The sequence below is a fragment of the Desulfosalsimonas propionicica genome (assembly GCF_013761005.1).
GTDB lineage: Bacteria > Desulfobacterota > Desulfobacteria > Desulfobacterales > Desulfosalsimonadaceae > Desulfosalsimonas > Desulfosalsimonas propionicica.
In genome coordinates, this window is sequence record NZ_JACDUS010000005.1 from 18,731 (window position 1) to 38,638 (window position 19,908).

Annotated in this window: 17 protein-coding genes; 4 read left to right on the forward strand and 13 right to left on the reverse strand. The window is 54.9% G+C overall.

What is annotated here, in order from left to right; translation table 11 throughout:
- The first annotated feature begins 140 nt into the window (after positions 1 to 140).
- Positions 141 to 2,744, forward strand: coding sequence for a PEP/pyruvate-binding domain-containing protein (locus tag HNR65_RS10020; RefSeq protein WP_332309024.1), 2,604 nt, complete (start codon positions 141 to 143; stop codon positions 2,742 to 2,744).
- Between the two features lie 45 nt (positions 2,745 to 2,789).
- Here HNR65_RS10020 and gdhA read toward each other — a convergent pair whose 3' ends face one another.
- From gdhA to HNR65_RS10040, 4 genes are all read right to left on the reverse strand, one after another.
- Entirely contained in the window at positions 2,790 to 4,136 is a 1,347-nt protein-coding gene (gene gdhA, locus HNR65_RS10025) for an NADP-specific glutamate dehydrogenase (protein WP_435051289.1), read from the reverse strand.
- 58 nt (positions 4,137 to 4,194) lie between these two features.
- Entirely contained in the window at positions 4,195 to 4,782 is a 588-nt protein-coding gene (locus HNR65_RS10030; protein ID WP_181551373.1) for a hypothetical protein, read from the reverse strand.
- A 354-nt stretch (positions 4,783 to 5,136) separates the two neighbouring features.
- Positions 5,137 to 6,600 (reverse strand): sigma-54-dependent transcriptional regulator, encoded by a 1,464-nt coding sequence (locus tag HNR65_RS10035; protein ID WP_181551374.1) that lies wholly within the window; start codon positions 6,598 to 6,600, stop codon positions 5,137 to 5,139.
- Positions 6,578 to 8,476, reverse strand: a complete 1,899-nt coding sequence (locus HNR65_RS10040) for an ATP-binding protein (protein WP_181551375.1) — start codon at positions 8,474 to 8,476, stop codon at positions 6,578 to 6,580. The genes HNR65_RS10035 and HNR65_RS10040 overlap by 23 nt, the downstream gene beginning before the upstream one ends.
- 235 nt (positions 8,477 to 8,711) lie before the next feature.
- Here HNR65_RS10040 and HNR65_RS10045 point away from each other — a divergent pair, with 235 nt between their 5' ends.
- Both HNR65_RS10045 and HNR65_RS10050 read left to right on the forward strand, forming a co-directional pair.
- Positions 8,712 to 9,578: a damage-control phosphatase ARMT1 family protein gene (locus tag HNR65_RS10045; protein ID WP_181551376.1), complete on the forward strand. Its 867-nt coding sequence runs from the start codon at positions 8,712 to 8,714 to the stop codon at positions 9,576 to 9,578.
- Positions 9,575 to 10,681 carry a tRNA-queuosine alpha-mannosyltransferase domain-containing protein gene (locus HNR65_RS10050; RefSeq protein WP_181551377.1) on the forward strand — a complete coding sequence of 369 codons (1,107 nt, stop codon included), beginning with the start codon at positions 9,575 to 9,577 and terminating at the stop codon, positions 10,679 to 10,681. Before HNR65_RS10045 ends, HNR65_RS10050 begins: the two co-directional genes overlap by 4 nt.
- 42 nt (positions 10,682 to 10,723) lie before the next feature.
- Here HNR65_RS10050 and HNR65_RS10055 read toward each other — a convergent pair whose 3' ends face one another.
- Together HNR65_RS10055 and HNR65_RS10060 are read right to left on the reverse strand one after the other, a co-directional pair.
- Positions 10,724 to 11,563, reverse strand: a complete 840-nt coding sequence (locus tag HNR65_RS10055; protein WP_181551378.1) for a mechanosensitive ion channel family protein — start codon at positions 11,561 to 11,563, stop codon at positions 10,724 to 10,726.
- Positions 11,564 to 11,597: 34 nt separating this feature from the next.
- A complete protein-coding gene (locus HNR65_RS10060; protein WP_181551379.1) occupies positions 11,598 to 12,179 on the reverse strand; it encodes a DJ-1/PfpI family protein in 582 nt (193 codons plus the stop codon).
- A 215-nt stretch (positions 12,180 to 12,394) separates the two neighbouring features.
- Between HNR65_RS10060 and HNR65_RS10065 the strand changes: the two genes are divergently transcribed.
- Entirely contained in the window at positions 12,395 to 12,994 is a 600-nt protein-coding gene (locus HNR65_RS10065) for a flavodoxin family protein (protein WP_181551380.1), read from the forward strand.
- A 70-nt stretch (positions 12,995 to 13,064) separates the two neighbouring features.
- On the opposite strand, the gene HNR65_RS10070 is transcribed toward HNR65_RS10065, so the two are convergent.
- From HNR65_RS10070 to HNR65_RS10100, 7 genes are all read right to left on the reverse strand, one after another.
- Positions 13,065 to 13,421 carry a hypothetical protein gene (locus HNR65_RS10070; RefSeq protein WP_181551381.1) on the reverse strand — a complete coding sequence of 119 codons (357 nt, stop codon included), beginning with the start codon at positions 13,419 to 13,421 and terminating at the stop codon, positions 13,065 to 13,067.
- A 254-nt stretch (positions 13,422 to 13,675) separates the two neighbouring features.
- Complete coding sequence (locus tag HNR65_RS10075) at positions 13,676 to 14,113, reverse strand: PaaI family thioesterase (RefSeq protein ID WP_181551382.1); 438 nt, start codon at positions 14,111 to 14,113, stop codon at positions 13,676 to 13,678.
- The gene (locus HNR65_RS10080; RefSeq protein WP_181551383.1) at positions 14,106 to 15,137 is read right to left on the reverse strand and encodes a medium chain dehydrogenase/reductase family protein; all 1,032 of its coding nucleotides are present in this window, start codon (positions 15,135 to 15,137) and stop codon (positions 14,106 to 14,108) included. Before HNR65_RS10080 ends, HNR65_RS10075 begins: the two co-directional genes overlap by 8 nt.
- 77 nt (positions 15,138 to 15,214) lie before the next feature.
- Entirely contained in the window at positions 15,215 to 17,005 is a 1,791-nt protein-coding gene (locus HNR65_RS10085; protein ID WP_181551384.1) for an AMP-dependent synthetase/ligase, read from the reverse strand.
- A gap of 14 nt (positions 17,006 to 17,019) precedes the next feature.
- Positions 17,020 to 17,796, reverse strand: a complete 777-nt coding sequence (locus tag HNR65_RS10090) for an ABC transporter ATP-binding protein (RefSeq protein WP_181551385.1) — start codon at positions 17,794 to 17,796, stop codon at positions 17,020 to 17,022.
- 30 nt (positions 17,797 to 17,826) lie between these two features.
- Positions 17,827 to 18,645, reverse strand: a complete 819-nt coding sequence (locus HNR65_RS10095; protein ID WP_181551386.1) for an ABC transporter ATP-binding protein — start codon at positions 18,643 to 18,645, stop codon at positions 17,827 to 17,829.
- Between the two features lie 16 nt (positions 18,646 to 18,661).
- Positions 18,662 to 19,906, reverse strand: coding sequence for an ABC transporter substrate-binding protein (locus HNR65_RS10100; protein WP_181551387.1), 1,245 nt, complete (start codon positions 19,904 to 19,906; stop codon positions 18,662 to 18,664).
- Positions 19,907 to 19,908: the final 2 nt, after the last annotated feature.

A 19,908-nucleotide genomic window follows, 5' to 3' on the forward strand; every position in this document is an offset into this window, starting at 1 on the left:
GCTGCATTCTTCGGCAATCGCGCAAGCCTGGATCTTGAACTTTTACGGCGCCATCTGAAAACTTGCTTTTTACGAAACCATCAAGAGTGGTTTTTGAAACCGCCGCCCGGTCAATGCTGTCTGAATCCTTTTGATAAAGCGTGAAGATTTCAACAATGGCCTATTACTCCCATGTCAGCACAGGCTGGCCAAGCCTGGATACAATCATTGATCACCTGCGCCGGGGCGATAACGTGGTCTGGCAGGTCGACAGCATCGATGATTACCAGCGTCTTGTAACGCCCTTTGTCAATAGCGCACTGGCAAGAAATGAGCGGGTGGTCTACATGCGTTTTGCCCGGCATATTCCGCTGGTGGAGCCCCGCGATAACATTGTGGTCTATCATTTAAGAACCGAAAACGGGTTTGAATCTTTCTCCGCCGAGGTCCATAGCATTATCACCCGCCAGGGGCGGGATGTCTGCTATGTTTTTGATTCATTGTCGGATTTGCAGCATGTCTGGGCCACGGACCTGATGATCGGGGATTTTTTTTTCATCACCTGCCCGTATTTGTTTGAACTCAATACCACCGCCTATTTCGGAATTTTGAGAAACCGGCATTCTTTCAAGGCCATCGCCCGGATCCGGGAGACCACCCAGGTGCTCATTGATGTCTACAACTACCAGGGCCAGGTGTGTGTTCATCCCATCAAGGTGCAGCACCGTTATTCGCCCACCATGTTTTTCCCCCACATCAAGAAAAAAGACGAGCTCATGCCGGTCATCAACAGCGTGGAGGCCACCAGGCTGTTTTCCTATCTGGCCGATCACCAGGCGGTCAGCGCCCAGCGGCGACTGGATTATTGGGACCGCCTTTTCATGCAGGCCCGCAGCCTCCTGGAATCCGGGGCCGGGGGCGCGGAAAAAAAAGATATGGTCGAGCAGTTGAGCCGACTGCTGCTGACGCGCAACAAGCGGCTTTTATCCATGATCCGCAGGCATCTGGGCCTGGAGGATCTGCTGATGATCAAAGAAAGACTCATCGGTACCGGCTTTATCGGCGGCAAATCTTTGGGCATGCTCATGGCCCGCAAAATCTTGACACAGGACAGGGCCTTTGACTGGTCACAGGTGATAGAGCCCCATGATTCTTTTTATATCGGTTCGGACGTTTTTTATTCCTATATTGTTCAAAACGGCTGGTGGAAGCTGTTTATGGCCCACAAGACCCGCACGGGATATTTCAGCCGGGCTGCGGAACTTCGGGAGAAAATGTTAAACGGGGTATTTCCCGAAGAGATCACCGAGCAGTTCCAGCTGATGCTCGAGTATTTCGGTCAGTCGCCCATTATCGTGCGTTCCAGCAGCCTGCTCGAAGATGCTTTCGGAAGCGCCTTTGCCGGCAAGTACGAGAGTTTTTTCTGCGTCAACCAGGGTTCTCCGGAAAAACGGTACGAAAAGTTCGAAGAAGCGGTCAGGCGGATCTTTGCCAGCACCATGAGTGAAGACGCCCTGGCCTACAGGCTGCAGCGGGGCCTGGACCAGATGGATGAACAGATGGCGCTTCTGGTGCAAAGGGTTTCAGGCGCCTATCATCAGCGTTTTTTCTATCCCGAACTGGCCGGCGTCGGGCTTTCCTACAATCCCTTTGTGTGGAAAAAGGGCATGGACCCGCATGCCGGTATGATCCGGCTGGTATTCGGCCTGGGCACCCGGGCGGTCAACCGGGTGGAAAATGATTATCCCAGAATCGTGGCCACAGACGATCCCCTGGTGCGCCCGCTTGCGGGCATGCATGATATCCGGAAATTTTCCCAGCATTACATTGACCTGCTCAACCTGGAGCAAAACGATATCCAGAGCCTGTCTGTCCAGGAACTGCTGGAAAAGCAGCGGCCGGAAAAATTTGATTTATTGGCCACCCGGGATGAAGAAGCCGATCGGGAAATGCGCCGCATGGGGCGGCCGCAAAAAGATATCTGGATTCTGACCTTTGATTTGTTTTTGACCCGCACGTCGTTTATTGACTGGATGAAGCGTATGCTGAGCCGGCTGGAAAAGGCCTATGAATACCCGGTGGATGTGGAATTTACCGTTAACTTCAATCAGTCCGATCAGCTCCAGATCAACCTGCTCCAGTGCCGGCCGCTGCAGACCATTGGTGACAGAAGCCGGGTGTTTCTGCCCAGCAGCGTGCCGCCGGACCGGATCCTGGTCCGCATGGAAGGCAATTTCATGGGCGGCAATATCAGCCAGCCCATATCCCGGATTATCTTCGTGGATTGCCAGGCCTATGCCGGGCTTTCCCGTTCGGAGAAATACAGCGTGGCCCGCTTGGTGGGCCGGTTAAACCGGCAGATCCCCGATCGGGAGAAAATGCCCACCCTGCTGATGGGCCCGGGGCGCTGGGGAACCCATACGCCGGAGATGGGCGTTGCTGTTCACTTCTCGGAAATCAACCACATTGCCGCCATTGCTGAAATCAGCTACCAGGACGGCAGCCTGATCCCGGATCTGTCCTTTGGGACCCATTTTTTCCATGATTTGATTGAAACCGGAATTTTTTACCTGGCCATTTATCCCGAATCTCCGGGCGTGGAATTTAATGCCCGCTGGATCCGGTCCCTGCCAAACGCACTGGAAGAAACCGCCGAAGAAGACACCCGGCTTTCTCACGTTGTCCGGGTGGTGGACACAGCCGGTTTGGGATTAAAGCTGCAGTCTGATGTGGCCGGACAAAGGGTGATCTGCTACCGGGAATAAAGCCCCGGCAGATCACCCTTTGTCTGGTTTTTGCGGGAGTTGGGATTACACCACGCCGTAGGCGAGCATGGCCCTGGCCACTTTGACAAAACCGGCAATATTGGCGCCCATGACGTAATTGCCTTTTTTCCCGTAGGCCTCTGCCGCATCCAGGCAGGACTGGTGGATGTCTTTCATGATCGTCTGCAGCCTGCGGTCAACTTCCTCCCGGCTCCAGGAGAGCTTGAGGCTGTTTTGGCTCATTTCCAGGCCCGAGGTGGCCACGCCGCCGGCATTGGCCGCTTTTCCCGGACCATAAAGGATGCCGTTGTCCTGGTAGACTTTTACGGCTTCCGGGGTGGAGGGCATATTGGCGCCTTCGGCCACGCACATGCACCCGTTTTTGATCAGGGCCTGGGCGTTTTGGGCCTCGATTTCATTCTGGGTGGCGCACGGCAGGGCAATGTCGACCTTGATGTCCTGCTCACGGATCACATCCCAGACGCTTTTTCCTTCAAAGCAGACGGTTTTGTATTTGTCTGCGTATTCCGAGACCCGCCCGCGGTGCACGTTTTTAAGCTCCATGAGATAGCAGGTCTTGTCGTTGTCAATACCCTTTTCATCAATGACCGTGCCGGCTGAATCCGAAACCGAAACAATCCGGCCGCCCATTTCGTTGACCTTTTCAATGGCAAACTGGGCCACATTGCCCGATCCGCTGACGGCCACTGTTTTGTCCTTGAAATCCAGGCCCCGGGTGGCCAGCATTTCAGCGGCAAAATAGACGGTGCCGTAGCCGGTGGCCTCGGGCCGGATCAGGCTGCCCCCGTATTCCAGGGCCTTTCCGGTAAGCACGCCGGTATGCTCGTTTCGAAGCTTTTTGTAATATCCGTACAAAAAGCCGATCTCCCTTGCCCCCACACCGATGTCACCGGCCGGGACATCGGTTTCCGGGCCGATGTGCCGGGATAATTCCCGCATGAAGGCCTGGCAGAACCGCATGATTTCATTGTCGGTCTTGCCCTTGGGGTCAAAGTCGGAGCCGCCCTTGCCGCCGCCCATGGGAAGGGTGGTGAGTGAATTTTTAAAAACCTGTTCAAAGCCCAGAAATTTGATGATGCTTAAATTGACCGAGGGATGAAACCGGATGCCGCCTTTAAACGGGCCGATGGCATTGTTGAACTGAACCCGGAAGCCGCGGTTGACATGAACCTCTCCCCTGTCATCCACCCAGGGAACACGGAACAAAATTGCCCTTTCAGGCTCCACGATCCGCTCATAAATCCCGGCCTTTACAAATTCCGGGTGCTTTTCAGCCGTGGGCTCAAGTGTTTCAAGCACCTCGGTGACGGCCTGGTGAAACTCCTTCTGGCCGGGGTCTGTGTGTTTGACTTTTTCAATAACGCTTTGGATTATCGACATTCACTGGCCTCCTTGAAAATAAAAAAATGGTTCCGGATAAGATTTTGGGTTATTTGACAATATAGATTTTGCCCATGGACGCAGAGGCGATGGCGCTGTCGGGCTTTTTTTGAAAATACTGGAAATCATTTTCCCCGATGCCGTCTATGCCTATAAACTCCGCCATGAGTTCGGAAAGACGGTCAAACCCGCTGCCGAAAAAGGTCAGCTTGGAAAAAAACGGTCTCAGGCGCTGAAAATCAACGGGCACGGCAAAGTGCACCGGAAAAAGGGGGTCGCCTACCACCAGGAGGTATTTTTCCGGACATTCCAGGATATTGTAGTCTGGGGCGATGTCAGCGGCCCGCACCGGGATGAAATCATTTTGCAGGATTCTGCCGGCTTGACCGGCGTCAATGTCATCAACTCCCATCAGATCCGGGCAGTCAAAATATCCCAGGATGTAGAGGCAGATGCCGAAGCTGCTGATCTGCTCATACACGGGGTTGTCCCGATCACACATCATCAGGATTTCATCAATACGTTCCCGGATTTGCAAACCCTGGCGCCGGATTTTTTCCAGGTTTGCGGATACAGCGGTGTTTTGGAAACCATCTTTGGACCCGGTCTTCCGGCCGGATGTGTGCTGGGTATACATGGGAGCCCTCCTTGTTTGCATGCGAACCATCTGAAAATCGACTTTTACGAGTCCATCATCATTCTTGTCAGGTGATCCGTTTTTGTCCAAAGGAGACTGCAGGGAGCATGCCACAATGCGGAGTTTAAAATGATCTATGATAAAATATTGGAATTAAATAAAATAATTATGAAACGGTTTTCAGTTTGGAATGAAAAGAATTTTTATGTGGTTGAATAAAGGCATCAGGCCCTGGCGATGCAGGCGGATTTGGGTTGCGGCAGGCGGGTGATTCGGTCTCTGCGGGTCTTTTCCGGATTTGTATAAATTTTGAACACCCCGGGGCAGCTTTTGCACAAATCTGCGGGAGCGGTTTCACTCAGCTTTGGGTTCCTGGTTTTCCTTTTGAGTTTGTTTTTTGATCCGGTGCCGGAGGGTGTTTCTGCTGATGCCCAGCATTTCGGCCGCCTTGACCTGGTTGTTGCCGCATTCTTCCAGGGCTTTTCGGATCAGGGTTTCTTCCACGATTTCGATGATATTGGCGTGAATGTCCTGCTCGGAAATCCGGAAAATATCGGGCAGTATTTCTTCGAGTTTTTCCTTGAGCCGCTCAATGAGCTGTTCTCGATTCATGTTTTGGAGTGCGGCATCAGCCTCAGCATTGGGAATCAAAAGACTGCCTTCGGAAATCACCCCGCCGGTGCACAGCAGCACTGCCCGGCGCACGCAGTTTTCCAGTTCCCGGACATTTCCGGGCCAGAAATAGTCGTTGAGTTTGCGCAGGGCCGATTCAGATACATAGCATCCAGGCCGGTCGTATTCCTCGGCAAACCGGGCCAGAAAATATTTTACCAGTTCGGAGATGTCCTGCTTGCGGTGCCGCAGGGCGGGCAGTTCCAGGGAAATGACCTTCAGCCGCCAGTACAGGTCTTCCCTGAACCGCCCGGCCCGGACTTCGGCCTCCAGGTCCTTGTTGGTGGCCGCAATGATGCGCACATCCACTGTGATGGGCTGGCCGCTGCCAAGCCTTTCGATTTCTCCTGTCTGCAGGGCCCGCAGCAGCTTGGCCTGCAGGGGGGGTGACATTTCGCCGATTTCGTCCAGAAACAGGGTGCCTTTGTGGCATCGTTCAAATTTGCCGATATGGGTCCGCTCCGCACCGGTGAAGGCGCCGCGCTCATGGCCGAAGAGTTCACTTTCAAACAGGGATTCGGGGATGGCCGCGCAGTTGACAGCAATAAAGGGTTTTTCACGCCGCCGGCTGTGATGATAAATGGCCCGGGCGGCCAGTTCCTTTCCCGTGCCGCTTTCCCCGGTAATCAATACAGGCACGTCCTTTTCCGCCACCTGGCCGATGAGCTTGTAGATTTCCTGCATTTGACGGCTGGACCCGATCATCTGCAGGCTGTCGCGGTTGTCTGCAGGCTGCTGCTGGTCTGCAGACGGGGCGGGAAACAGGACAATCTGTTTCATCTGCCGGCTGACCTGCAGGGCCTCGGACACGATGCGGGTCAGGTCTTTTTTCTCAAAAGGCTTGACCAGGTAATCATAGGCCCCGCGCTTCATGGCCTCGATGGCCAGGTTGGTGGTGCCATAGGCGGTCATGAGGATCACCGGGGTTTTGACCTCGATTGCGCGGATTTCTGAAAGGGTGTCAAGCCCGTTGAAATCCGGCATCTTGTAATCGAGCAGTATCAGGTCAAAGTCCTGCTGCCCGATGGTTTCAATGGCCTGCCGCCCGCTGGCGCATGCAGTGACCCCATATCCTTTTCTCTGGAAAAAACGGCTCAGAAAATGGATCAAACCTTCGTCGTCATCAATGAGCAGTATCTTGTCCATGGTCCTTGTCCGCCGGATGGCTGGATTCAATGGGAATATAGAGGCGAAATACGGTGCCTGTTCCGGGCGTGCTCTGCACCCCGATGGTGCCGCCGTGGCTTTCGATGGTGTTTAACACCAGGGGCAGACCCAGTCCCGTGCCTGCGGCCTTGGTGGTGTAAAAGGGTTCAAACAGGTTTTCCATTTGTTCTTCGGAAATGCCGCAGCCGGTATCCCGGACGTCGATGCGCACACAGGCCACGGTCTGATGGTTTTGCGCAAACCGGTCGCTTTGCGCTGATACGCTCAGGGTGCCGTGGTTTTCCATGGCCTCCAGGCAATTGACCATGAGGTTGACCAGGGCCTCGGCCAGCAGTTTTCTGTCCCCGAAAACCGCGGGAAGATGATCCTGTATGCTGGTTTTAAGGCTGCATTCCTGGCGGTTGGCCAGGGGGCGGATCATGTATAGCACATCTTCGATGAGCACGGAGACATCAATTACGGAAAAGACCAGTTCCTCGGGCTTGACAAAATCGAGGAACCGGTTGACAGAAGATTCAATCCTGTTGACCTGTTTCATTGCGATCCGGAAATCCTCCTGGTCTTCCGCGCTGTTGGCGATCTGCTCCTGGGCGGATTCCAGATACAGCTTCAGCGATGTCAGGGGGGTGCGGATCTCATGGGCAACAGCCGCGCCCATGCGCCCCATGGCGGCAAATTTTTCCGAGCGTTCTGCCATTTGCCGGGTTTTTTCCAGCATGATATCGGTTTCCCTGAGCTGGGCATCTTTTAAACCCACTTTTTCCCGGAGATGATGCTGCCGCTGCTGAACCTTGGCATACATGTGTTCAAAGGCCCGGTAGAGCATCCCGATTTCGTCCTTGCGGGCGGTTTTCACAATGGGCTGGTCGGTTTTGGAATCGGCGATCATATCAGCATACCGGCTCAGGCGCCGGATCGGTCCCACGATGTGAAAGGAGATCATCCAGGTGAGGGCCAGGGCCGAGCCGATGCATAAAAAGACCGTCAGATAGATGATGGATTTCAGGGTGCTGGCGCTTTCAAAGGCTTCCTTTCTGTCCTGTTCCACCACAATATACCAGTCTGTGCCCGAAACGTTCATGGAAGTGCCCAGCACCTCAATGCCCCGGTAGTCCAGGTAGGCTTTTTCCCTGTCCCTTTTTTCAAAGATGTTTTTGAAACTCTCTGACTGGGAAATGTTTTCCGATAGAATCCGGCGGGGTTCCTTGTGGGCCAGAAACTGCCCGTCTTCATTGACCAGGTAGCATTCCCCGGTTTCTCCCAGAAAAATGTTGAGAATAAAGAAAATAATCTTTTTGGTGCCCACCTGTCCGTAGATGGTGCCGGCCCTTTTTTCACTGTTTGGTGAAAAGATCGGGGCGGACACATAAAATGAGGATTCATGCTGGCGGGGGGCGTATGTGATCTTTGATATGCGAAGGCTTGTATCCGCAGCCGCCGGTTCAGGCGGGGGCTGCACCGGGCGGGTCCCGCTGTTGCAAATCATTCGGCCGTCTGCGGCCACCACGGTGAGGTTTTTATATACCCCGTATTTTTTGCGGATCAGATCCAGATAGGGCTGGATGTGTTCTGCATCCATGGATTGCACCAGGGAGGTGCCGGCCATGACCTCCATGTCGGCCTTGCGCTCATCAAGCCAGCGCTCGAGAATAGCCGTCTTGTCTGTTGCCGCGTTTTCCAGCTGCCGCATGACCATGCTTACAATGAGCTTTTCGGTAATCTGCAGGGAAAACCAGCCGATAACCATCAGCGGAACCAGGGCCAGCACCAGAAAGATAATCATTACCTTGGTGCGCAGGTTCCACAGCGGCCTGTTGGGGGCTTTTTTTTGTGCTCGTGAAGCGTTTGGGTCCAAATCCGGATCTCCTGGAAAAAACAGACAGGCGTTGCAATGCCTACCGGGGTTTCTAAAAAAGATCCAGGGGCGGGTCAAGCAATAAGTCGCCGGGCCGGGTGGTGTTGGCAAAAAAAAAACGATTTTGCCCGGTGCGGCTTTCTGTTATTTCAGAACAAGACTTGCACGCAACCGGAATCTGATATTGGGTTTTGAAATCCGGTCGTTTTTTGCAACCCAACAAGGACCACATATAATGAAAACCTATTTTGCATGCATGCCCTGCTTTCTGAACCAAGCCCTGCGGGCCTGCCGGTTTATGGGTCTGGATGACCAGAAAACGCGTCAGGTGATCAATGCGGTGGCGAAACTGATCCCGCAAATCCCTATGGAGAGCTCTCCGCCGGAAACCGGCAGGGCGGTTTACCAAATCATCCGGGAGATTTCGGGCAATGCCGACCCATACCAGCAGGTCAAGGCGGAAAACACGGCCAATGCCCTGGCCCTGTACCCGGTTATGAAACAGATGGCCGCGGCCGCGGCCAACCCGCTGGCTGCCGCTGTCCGGATTGCCGCAGCCGGCAACGTGATTGACTGCGGGGTCAATGCTTCCTATGCCATTGAAAAGGAAGTGGATCAGATGCTGGAAAACGAGTTTGCCGTCTTTGACATGGACGCGTTTCTGGCCCAACTGGAAAAAACCGAGCGAATTTTGTATATCGGGGACAATGCCGGCGAATGCGTTTTTGACCGGGTGCTTATCGAGCAGTTGCCCAGGCCGGTGACATACGTGGTGCGCCAGGCGCCCATCATCAATGACGCCACAATGGAGGATGCGCTTGCCGCAGGCATTGACCGTGTGGCCGATATTGTTTCCTCCGGCACCGATGCCCCGGGGACCGTGTTGTCCACGTGCACTTCGGATTTTCTGGACTTGCTGAAGCAGCCCTGGCTGAAAATCAGCAAAGGGCAGGGCAATTATGAGGCCCTTTCCGCGGGTCCTTATCCGGTATTTTTCCTGCTCAAGGCCAAGTGCAGTGTCATTGCCAGGGATCTGGATGTGGACGAGGGGCAGATGATTTTTGCCAGCAGCTCCCCCCCGGATTTTTCCCGGGCCTCATGAAGCTGCTTTTCCTGGAACCTTTTTACGGCGGCTCTCACCGGGATTTTGCCGACGGCCTGTGCCGGCATTCCCGCCATGGGATTGATCTGCACACCATGCCGGAGCGATTCTGGAAATGGCGGATGCGGGGGGCGGCCCTGCATTTTATCCGCCGGATCATTGATCCCGGGGCTTATGACGCCATGATCTGTCCGCCGCTGATGAGCCTGGCCGACTTCCGCATGCTGTGCCGGGGCAGATGCCCCCCGGCCATTGTCTATTTCCATGAAAATCAGCTCACCTACCCGGTGGCCCCGGGCGAAACCCGGGACCTGCATTTTGCATTCACGGACATCACCACTGCCCTGGCTGCGGATCGGGTTCTGTTTAACTCCCGGACGCATTTGACGGATTTTTTCCATCATGTGCCTGAATTGCTGCGCAGGATGCCGGATTTTCGGCCTTCCTGGGTGGTTGATCAGATCCGGGCCAAATCCGGTGTTTGTTATCCCGGCTGCCGGTTTCCGGCAGATTGCCCGGACAGCCACGCCTTCCAGTCGTCGGGTCAGGACCCACCCCTGGTGATCTGGAACCACCGTTGGGAATTTGACAAGCAGCCGGAGATGTTTTTTGCCGCCCTGGAACAGGTGGCCCGGGCTGGCGTGGATTTTGAGGTGGCTGTGCTCGGCCGAGCATATGATAAGACTCCCCGGGTGTTTGGTGCTGCGCGCAGCCGTCTGGGCGGCAAAATCCGGCAGTTCGGGCATGTGGATGACAAGGGTCAATATCTGCAATGGCTGGCACGGGGTACTGTGGTGGTCAGCACAGCCATCCAGGAAAATTTCGGCATTTCCGTGGTGGAAGCCGCACGCTTCGGGTGCCTGCCCCTGTTGCCAAACCGGCTGGTTTACCCGGAAATCATACCAGCAGATCTGCATCCGGTTTGTTTGTATGACAGCTTTGACACCCTTGTGAAAAAGCTCGGGGACATGCTTTGCCGCCCCCGGGCCTACAATGATTGTCGCCGGGCCCTGACTGCACACATGGGGCGATACAGCTGGGAGCAGCGGATTGGTGAATTTGACCGGGAGTTTGAAGACCTGGCTGCCGGCAGCAGGGAATAGCTGCGTTGTCATACAATTTTGCCCTGCTGCCGGCCGCCGGGATTATGCGACCTTTTGCTGGTACATATGTACGTCGCGCTGGGGAAACGGAATGGAAATGCCGTTTGCGTCAAACTGTTTTTTGACGCTTTCTGTCATGTCAAAATAAAATGTCCAGTAGTCCCCGGCATTCACCCACGGCCGGCAGGCGATGTTGACACTGCTGTCGGCCAGTTCAAGAACTGCGATTACGGGTTCGGGCGCCGGCAGAATACGGCTGTCATTTTTCAGCAGATCCCACAGAATGCCTTTTGCCTTGTCAATGTCGGAATCATAGGCAATGCCGAACACCATGTCCACCCGCCGGGTGCCCTGGGTGGCATAATTGACGATTTTATCGCCGGTCATGGTGGCGTTGGGAACGATCACCGTCTTGTTGTCCGGGGTGAGCAAAATGGTGTTGAAAATCTGGATCTCCCTGACGGTTCCGGCCGTACCCCCGCCTTCGATGTAATCATCCACCTTAAACGGCCGGAATAGAATCATGAGAACGCCTGCGGCAAAATTGGCAAGCGAGCCCTGAAGGGCAAGACCAATAGCCAGGCCTGCGGCACCCAGAAGAGCAATAAACGAGGTGGTCTGGATGCCCAGCTGGGCCAGGGCGGCGATGACCACAAAGGCAAACAGGGCAATATAGGTCAGGTTGGTGGTAAACGTAATCAGGGTTTCATCCACTTTGGTGCGCCGCATGGATTTTTCCAGGAAATTGCGCAAAAAAATGGCGACCCACCGGCCGAGCACAAAAACCGCAAGGGCGGCCAGCACCTTCATGCCAAAAACCACCCCAAGGTCCATTAACCGGGCAATCAACTGCTCCAGGCCGTTTATTGAAAATTGCTCCATGGGTTATTGCTCCTTTTTCTTGTTGGCTGATGCATCAGGTCTGGATTTTTGTGCCCAGTACTTCGAGAAATTTTGCCAGCCATTGGGGGTGGGCCGGCCAGGCCGGGGCAGTGACCAGGTTGCCGTCCACATGGGCCTGATCCACAGGGATATCCGCATATGTCCCGCCGGAAAGGGTGACGTCCGGACCCACGGCCGGGTAGGCCGAGCAGGTTCTTCCTTTAAGGGCGCCGGCGGCGGCCAGCACCTGGGCTCCGTGGCAGATGGCGGCAATGGGCTTGCCGGCCTGGTCAAAATGACGGACCATTTCCAATACGGTTTTGTTTAGCCGGATGTATTCGGGCGCGCGGCCTCCGGGTATGACCAGCGCATCGTAGTCTCCGGGCCGGATGCTGTCGAAATCCGCTGTAACGGCAAAGTTGTGCCCGGGCTTTTCGCTGTAGGTCTGGTCGCCTTCAAAGTCATGGATGGCGGTGCGAACCGAATCCCCGGATTTTTTGCCGGGACAGACCGCGTCCACATGGTGGCCCGTCATCAGCAGTGCCTGATAAGGCACCATGGCCTCGTAATCTTCCACAAAATCGCCCACGAGCATTAGAATTTTTTTGGCACTCATACATTCCTCCTTGGATTTATCGGATTTGAAAGGAAGTCGTTGCTCCGCCTGCATGTCTGTCTTATTTTGATTAATATATGGATCTCTTTTCTGCGTTGGTCCATAACAAAGCAAACGTAACTGCATTCCGGCATGTTTGCAAGGTGCGCTTTGAACCGGAAGAAAGTCGGTTTCAAAGCGCAAAAACCAAACAAGGATAACATTGTGGAGGTAGCATGTACGCACTGGCCATCAGCGGAAGCCCGAGAAAAGACGGCAATACGGATTATCTGTTAAAGGAGGTCCTGGCCCCCGTTTCCCGGGCCGGGTGGGAAACCGAACTGGTCCGGGCGGGCGGCAGGGAGATCCGCGGCTGCATTGCCTGCTACAAGTGCTTTGAAAATCAAAACCAGCGCTGCGCCGTGGAAACAGATATGTTCAATGAGATTATGGAAAAAATTGTCCGGGCAGACGCCCTGATCATGGGATCGCCCACGTATTTTACAGATGTGAGCGCTGAATTAAAGGCGGTTGTGGACCGCGCCGGGCTGGTCTCCCAGGCAAACGGGGTCCTGCTGCGCGGCAAGATCGGCGCGGCCGTGGCCGCTGTCCGGCGGGCCGGGGCGGTCCATGTTTTTGATACCATCAATCATATGTTTCTGATGTCCCAGATGATTGTGCCCGGCTCCACCTACTGGAATATGGGCATGGGCTTTGACAAGGGCGATGTGGCAGACGATGCCGAGGGCATGAAAAACATGCGCCACCTGGGGGCTGTCATTGCCTGGCTGGGCAGTGCGGTCAGCAAACATCCCGATGCCTATCCCAATCCCTAACCCCAAAGTGTGCAAACCTGCTTTACAGGGCTGCCCCCGGCAGTTTACAGCCGTTGGGGCAGCATTTTTTTTACCAAAGGCAGATCACTTTTTCGCCTTCCTGCAGCTGGGCGCGCACTTTTTCCATATGCCGCAGCGGTGCCATTTCCCGTTCAAACTCATCCATGGTCAGGCCCATGTCCCCGGCCAGTTTTTCCGGGGGTGTGGGGCCGTTTTTTTTGAGATAATCCACAATGGCAGACTGGTTTTGCGTCAGATCCGGTCCTGTGCCGGTTTTTTCCAGATTCTTGGCGCTGTAAACCGCCCAGGGATCACATGTTTTGGGCTTGGCCGCCATGTCGATATAGCAGTCCTCGCATACGGTCTGCCCCCGTGCTTCCATGGCCTGGTCTGTATTGATTTCAGCTCCGCAACTCTGGCATTTCATGTCTCGGCCTCCTTTTTGTTCTCTGCAGTCGGATTTTGAAAAAAAATAACCAAATTTTAAGATTTTTCAATGCATTTCAGAGTCATGATGCCTGAAAACACCATGCCCATGATGGAGCGTATGGGACTGGTGGGACGGAAGCGCCGGAGGAAAAATCCATGCAGAAAACCCTGCTGGCGGGCATTCGCCTGGCCGGGATTATATTGAGAGGAGCTACAGGCAGTCGCTGCCGCCGGTTTCCGGGGGCGGCGGTTTTACCCGATCTTTTGCTGTTTTTCGGATGCGCCGGCCATGGCTGTGATGGTGCCCTGGGCAACAGCGCAAAGCACCCGGTCGCCCCGGGTATCTGAAAACACCTCGCAGCGGCATACCGCCTGGGTCCTGCCCGTATGTATCACAGTGGCCCGGGAGATGATTTTGTCGCCTTTTGCCGGCTTCAGGTAATTGATCTTATACTCCGAGGTGAGCACATTTGGCCCCAGCACGCTGCCGCCGGCAAACGTCAGGGCGTTGTCTGCGGCATAACTGAGCACCCCCCCGTGGACAAAACCGTGCTGCTGCATCAGCTGCGGGGCGACAGAAATGGTGAGTTCGGCCGTGCCCTGATTAAACGCGGTGATTTCAGCGCCCACATGCACACTAAAGGGCTGTGCTGCCAGGATTTGTTTGCCCATCTCCAGCAGGTCATTCATTTGTGTTTTCTTTGTATCCGGGGATTAGCACAATTTTCCCGCTTGGCCGGGCCGCTTCAATGTGTTCATGGGCCTGCCTTGCCTCTGCAAGGGGCATCCGGGCTGCGATTTGCGGCTTGATTTCCCCCTGTGCCAAAAGGTCCAGGAGCCGGGTCAGGTCTGCGGAAAACCATTTCGGGTGTTTTTTGCGCATGGCGGCAATGGAGTAAAACGCCGTCCGGCGGCCGTTGGGAAGCATGTTCCAGAGTTTCAGGCGCATGAAATCAAGGGGGATGCTTCCGCCTTTGGCTGTTACCGCGTTGTAGAACCCGTAACATACCAGCATGCCGGCGGGATCCAGCAGATCAAAGGATCGCTTCAGGCTTTGTCCGCCAATGGGATCAAAGACCGCGTCAAACCCGCCGCCGGCAAGACTGCGCAGGTGCTGGGGCCAGTTGTCCCGCTGATAGTCAATCGGGGTAGCCCCCAGCGAAGACACCAGTTCATGCTTGGGCGCAGAAGCTGTGCCATAGATTTCCAGTTCTGATAATTTTCCCAGCTGAAGCATTGCCGTGCCCACGGCACCGCCGGCTCCGTGTACAAGAATCCGGGCGCCTTTCTGCATTCGGGCAACGCGGTGGAGCAGCTGGTAAGCCGTTACATAGGAAAGGATTGTGCCCACGGCTTCTGCCGGATCAAGATGGTCGGCAACAGGGGTCAGCCGATCTTCGGGAAGGCATAAATACTCGGAATAAGCCCCAATGACCGTTAAGTCGGCCACTTTCTGGCCCGGGCGAAGACGGGCTGTGCCAGGGCCGGTTTTGTCCACGATTCCAACCATGTCATAGCCCGGCGAGAAGGGCGGCTTTTGCTTAACCTCCGGGTACATGCCTTTGCGGATCATCACGTCCGTGAAAGCCGCACCTGCGGCAAGCGCCCGGATTCGCACCTCTCCGGGGCCGGGTTCGGGCAGGGCAGACTCCTGGATTGTCTCAAGCACCTCAGGGCCGCCAAAGCGGGTTATGACAACACGTTGATAGCTCATTTTCCCGGCCTCTCAGTTCATTGTTCGAAATTACAACGGACTTATCAGAAAAACGGCCCGGCATCAACAGCTCCTGATCATTTGTACATCTCTTCAATAATACCGGCAAATGCCTGGTTGACGTACTTGCGCTTGACCTTCATGGTGGGGGTGACCTCGCCGTCTTCCTCGTATAGCTTTTTGGGCAGGATGCGGAACTTGCGGACGTTTTCCACCCGGGCCAGACCCTTGTTGACCTGGTCGATCTCAGACTGGATGAGCTTGTTGATTTCCGGGTGTGCGGCCAGATCCCCGTAGGTGGAAAACTGGATTTTGTTTTCCTGGGCGTATTTGACCACGTTGTCCTCGTCGATCATGATCAGCGCGGAGAGAAATTTTCGACGGTCGCCGATCAGTACCGCGTCATTGATGTAGATGCTGGCCTTTAGCATGTTTTCAATGTACTGGGGGGAGATGTTTTTGCCGCCTGCGGTGATGATGATGTCTTTTTTCCGGTCCGTGATTTTCAGATACCCGTCTTTGTCGATTTCTCCCACGTCTCCGGAGTAAAGCCAGCCGTCTTTCAGGGTTTCGGCTGTGGCGGTTTCGTTTTTGTAATACCCGGCAAACACCCCCGGGGATTTGACAAGAATTTCCCCGTCTTCGGCGATGTTGATTTCCGTGCCCGGCACCGGGGTGCCAACGGTGCCGAATTTGGCCCGCCCCTCCCGGGAGGTGCAGGTCACGCCGGTGCCTTCTGTCTGTCCGTAGCCTTCAACCAGGTTGATGCCGATGGATTGATAGAAGAAAAGCACCCGGGCCGATATTGGGGCGGCCCCGGAATAGGCCACCCGGATCCGGTCAAATCCGAGTCTTTCCCTTAGTTTGCGAAATACCGCAAAATGGGCCAGACCAAAAGCCAGGGTCAGCCAGGAGGGCACTTTTTGAAAATGCATTATTCGCTCGGCCCGCTTTTGGCCGATTTTCAGGGCGGCCGCATAAGCCAGCTGTTTTGCCCGGGTGGCATCAGACATGCGGATCTGGATGGCGGAATAGTATTTTTCCCAGATCCGGGGCACGGCATAGCCCACCGTGGGAGAGACCTCGATCATGTTGTCTGTGACCGTGTCGGGCTTTTCCACGAAATTGACCACATAGGCGTGTCGCAGGTGTGTGAACACGGAAAACAACCGCTCAAATATATGGCAAAGCGGCAGAAACGACAACACCTCGTCTTGCCTGTCCATGGGATTTTGTTCCACAATGGCGTCTGCCATCCAGGTGACGTTGCCGTGGGTGAGCATGGCGCCCTTGGGCGGGCCGGTGGTGCCCGAGGTGTAGATCAGTACGCAGAGATCCCGGGGTGTAAGTGATTCTGAACGCTGATCCACGCCTGTTTTGGAGAGGGCCTGGCCGCGGGCCACAAGTTCGTCATAGCCCATGACCATGGGATCTGAAAATTCCCGCAGTCCTTTTGTATCCCATACAATGACTTTTTTTAGATCCGGGACCGTGTCTCTGAAACTCAGCCATTTGTCGAGCTGTTCCTCGTTTTCAACAAACAGAAAAACCGAATCGGAATTGGACACCACGTACTGGACTTCCTGCCAGGCATTGGTGGTGTAAATCCCCACGGACACGCCGCCTGCGCACTGGATGCCCATGTCGATCATGACCCACTCCGGGCAGTTGTCCCCGATAATGGCCGCACTGCTGCCTTTTTCAAGGCCCATATCGATTAAGGCCGCGCTGATGTTTCTTGCGGCATCAAAATATTGATCCCAGGAGATATCGTGCCACAGGCCCAGTTTCTTGAAACGCATGGCTACCATCTGCCCTCGGTCGGAAACGGTCTGTTTGAAAACAGCAGGGGTTGTGGATGCAGTCAATGGATTCCTCCGTGTTATCGCCAGACTTTTTTTCGTTTCCAGCGCTGATAGCCCTTGGCCGATTCTGTGGAGCGCACGCCCATGTAAAATTCCCGGACATTTTCATCTTTCATCAGATCTCCGGATTGGCCCTTCATGACAAACCGGCCGTTTTCCAGAATCAGGGCCTCATTTGATACCTCCAGGGCCTTTTTCGCGTTTTGTTCCACCAAAAGGATGGTCACGCCTTCCTGGTTAATTTTTTTTATGATTTCAAATATTTCTTTTACAAGCAAAGGAGAGAGCCCAAGGGATGGCTCATCAAGGAAAAGCAGCCTGGGCCGGCTCATCAATGCCCTTCCAATGGCCAGCATCTGCTGCTCTCCTCCGGACAGGGTGCCGGCCCACTGTCCGGTGCGGTCGGCAAGGATGGGAAAATAGGCAAAAACGCGGTCCAGGTCCCGGGTCACCGCCTTTTTGTCTCTGCGGGTATAGGCCCCCATCATGAGGTTTTCCCTGATGGTGAGTTCTTCAAACACCTCCCTTCCCTCGGGGACCAGGGATATGCCCATGCGCACGATTTTCTCTGTGTCTGCGCCGTCAATCCGCCGGCCTGCAAATTCAATGGTGCCCTTGTCCGGCTGATCATCGATGAGCCCCATGACCGTACGAAGAATCGTGGTTTTTCCCGCCCCGTTATTGCCCAGGATGGCGGTGATGCTGCCTTCCTCCACGGAAAGCGAGGCACCGCGAATGGCATAGATCAGGTCATAATAGGTCTCGATGTTTTTGATTTCGAGCAAAGTCCCCAAAGTCCGGCTCCTTGTGCAATCATGTCGGGTTTATGCCTGTTGGTGTTCCTTTTGGGCCGGGTCCGGCAAATCCGGCTCATCGTCCCCGCCCAGATAGGCCTTTAACACCTCCGGGTGCATGCTCACCTGCTGCGGGGTGCCCTGGGTAATTTTTCTGCCGAAGTTGATGGCAAGAATCCGGTTGGATATATCCATGACCATGTTCATGTCATGTTCGATCAAAAGAATGGTAATGCCAAGTTCGTCCTGGATGTCCTTGATCCAGAAGATCACGTCCTGTTTTTCTTCCGCATTCATGCCGGCGCAGGGCTCGTCGAGCAAAAGCAGTTCGGGTTCTGCGGCAAGGGCCCGGCCCAGTTCGATTTTTTTCTGAATCCCGTAGGGAAGGGCCCCCACCATTTTGTTGCGAAAGGACTGCAGCTCCAGCAGATCAATGATTTCCTCGACTTTACGCCGGTTTTGGATTTCCTCTTTGCCGGCAAAGGATTTTTTCCCCCACATCAGCCCTCCCCTGAACAGCCCGGTTTTCATAAACAGGTGCCGGCCGAGCATGATGTTTTCCATGGTGTTCATGTTGGAAAACAGCTCAATATTTTGAAATGTGCGCGCTATTCCGGCCCTGGCCACCCGGTCCGGAGACAGACCCCGGATGTTTTTGTCCCTGAATATGATTTTTCCCTCAGTGGGCGGATAAATCCCGTTGATGCAGTTAAATATAGTGGTCTTGCCGGCTCCGTTGGGCCCGATAATGGCGTAAATTTCCCCTTTTGCCACTTCAAAGGAGACATCATCTGCGGCCTTTAGCCCGCCAAAGGCCATGGTCAGCCCGCTGACTGCAAAAAAGGTCATATATCTGGTTCTTTTCTTATTGGGACATGGGAATAAACTCGGTTGTCTGCCAGTCGGTCAGAATCTTTGAACCGCCGTCTGCCGTGCACTGCTGGAGAAAGATCTCCTGCTGGCCGATCCGGCACAACGGATCATCCGGGTCATAAGGCCCATAGGTAATTCTTCCCATCAGTCCCTGAAAATTTTCCATCTTTTCCAGTTCCGCCACCAGCTTTTCCCGGGTAAGGTCCCGGCCGGCCCGGCGGATGGCTTCCACCAGGGGTTCGGCGAGCCCGATACCGGTGGTGAAGGTATATCCCCAGCGCTCGTCGTCGGCGGCAAATGCGTCATAGACCTCGGTTTTGTATTTGGCCATGAGTTCATGGTTGGGGTTGTTGATGTGTTCGATACCGCCCACATTGCCGGTGGGCTGCGCCATTCCGAAGCTGGCCGTGATCACGCCCTCGTAGAGCCCCTTGGTGATGGCGATCATGAGCGGAAAATCGCCGCATGTGGTGGTGCTCATCCACTGGGGTTCAAAGTTCATGGCCTTGCCAGTGCCCAGAAGTCTGGCCACATGCCCTGGTGTGACAAAAACCAGGACCGCGTCGGCTTCAGCCTGGCGCAGCTTCATGGTGTGGGGACGCATGTCCGTGTCTGAAATCGACACGGGCACTTTGGCAGCAAGCTCCATGCTATGCTGCTCAAGCACGTGTTGGGCGCCTTCAAGTCCCTGTTTACCGTAATCGTCTTCCTGGTAGACCACGGCAATTCTCTTTTTGTCCATTTCCGTGACGGCATATTCGGTCAGCAGCTGGGCATCGCCAAGGTAAAGGGGATAGACGTTAAACAGATGCTTTTGGGGCGGGGTCACCCAGTGTCTGGAGCCTGCAGAGGGCCCCACCCATGGAATCCCCCTTTCCATGAGATAGTCCTTGACCGCAAGGCCGCATGCAGTGCCCACCCCGCTGACCCAGGCAAACATGCCGGTCTGTTCCTGGAGCTGTTTTACGCCGGCAATGGTCTTGGCCGGGTTGTAGGCGTCGTCAAAATAGTGGTGGATCAGCTTTCTGCCGTGTATCCCGCCGTTTGCATTGATCCATTTGAAATACGCGTCCGTGCCCCGGGCTACGGCCCCCCAGGGAGCCGCCGGTCCGGTCTGGGGCGACCACTGGCCGATATGGATCTCGGTGTCTGTCACCCCGACTTCTGCGTGCCCGGTCGGAACAAAACCCAGCATCAGCAATGCACCCATCATCACAGCCAAAAATGTGTTTTTCATTT

Excerpts from the sequence above, each read along its gene's own strand:
- HNR65_RS10075 (WP_181551382.1), bottom strand. The coding sequence starts at position 14,113 with ATGAATGACCTGCTGGAGATGGGCAAACAAATCCTGGCAGCACAGCCC.
- HNR65_RS10055 (WP_181551378.1), bottom strand. The coding sequence starts at position 11,563 with ATGGAGCAATTTTCAATAAACGGCCTGGAGCAGTTGATTGCCCGGTTA.
- HNR65_RS10100 (WP_181551387.1), bottom strand. The coding sequence starts at position 19,906 with ATGAAAAACACATTTTTGGCTGTGATGATGGGTGCATTGCTGATGCTG.
- HNR65_RS10080 (WP_181551383.1), bottom strand. The coding sequence starts at position 15,137 with ATGAGCTATCAACGTGTTGTCATAACCCGCTTTGGCGGCCCTGAGGTG.
- HNR65_RS10060 (WP_181551379.1), bottom strand. The coding sequence starts at position 12,179 with ATGAGTGCCAAAAAAATTCTAATGCTCGTGGGCGATTTTGTGGAAGAT.
- HNR65_RS10070 (WP_181551381.1), bottom strand. The coding sequence starts at position 13,421 with ATGAAATGCCAGAGTTGCGGAGCTGAAATCAATACAGACCAGGCCATG.
- HNR65_RS10050 (WP_181551377.1), top strand. The coding sequence starts at position 9,575 with ATGAAGCTGCTTTTCCTGGAACCTTTTTACGGCGGCTCTCACCGGGAT.
- HNR65_RS10095 (WP_181551386.1), bottom strand. The coding sequence starts at position 18,645 with ATGACCTTTTTTGCAGTCAGCGGGCTGACCATGGCCTTTGGCGGGCTA.
- HNR65_RS10035 (WP_181551374.1), bottom strand. The coding sequence starts at position 6,600 with ATGGACAAGATACTGCTCATTGATGACGACGAAGGTTTGATCCATTTT.
- HNR65_RS10065 (WP_181551380.1), top strand. The coding sequence starts at position 12,395 with ATGTACGCACTGGCCATCAGCGGAAGCCCGAGAAAAGACGGCAATACG.
- HNR65_RS10030 (WP_181551373.1), bottom strand. The coding sequence starts at position 4,782 with ATGTATACCCAGCACACATCCGGCCGGAAGACCGGGTCCAAAGATGGT.
- HNR65_RS10045 (WP_181551376.1), top strand. The coding sequence starts at position 8,712 with ATGAAAACCTATTTTGCATGCATGCCCTGCTTTCTGAACCAAGCCCTG.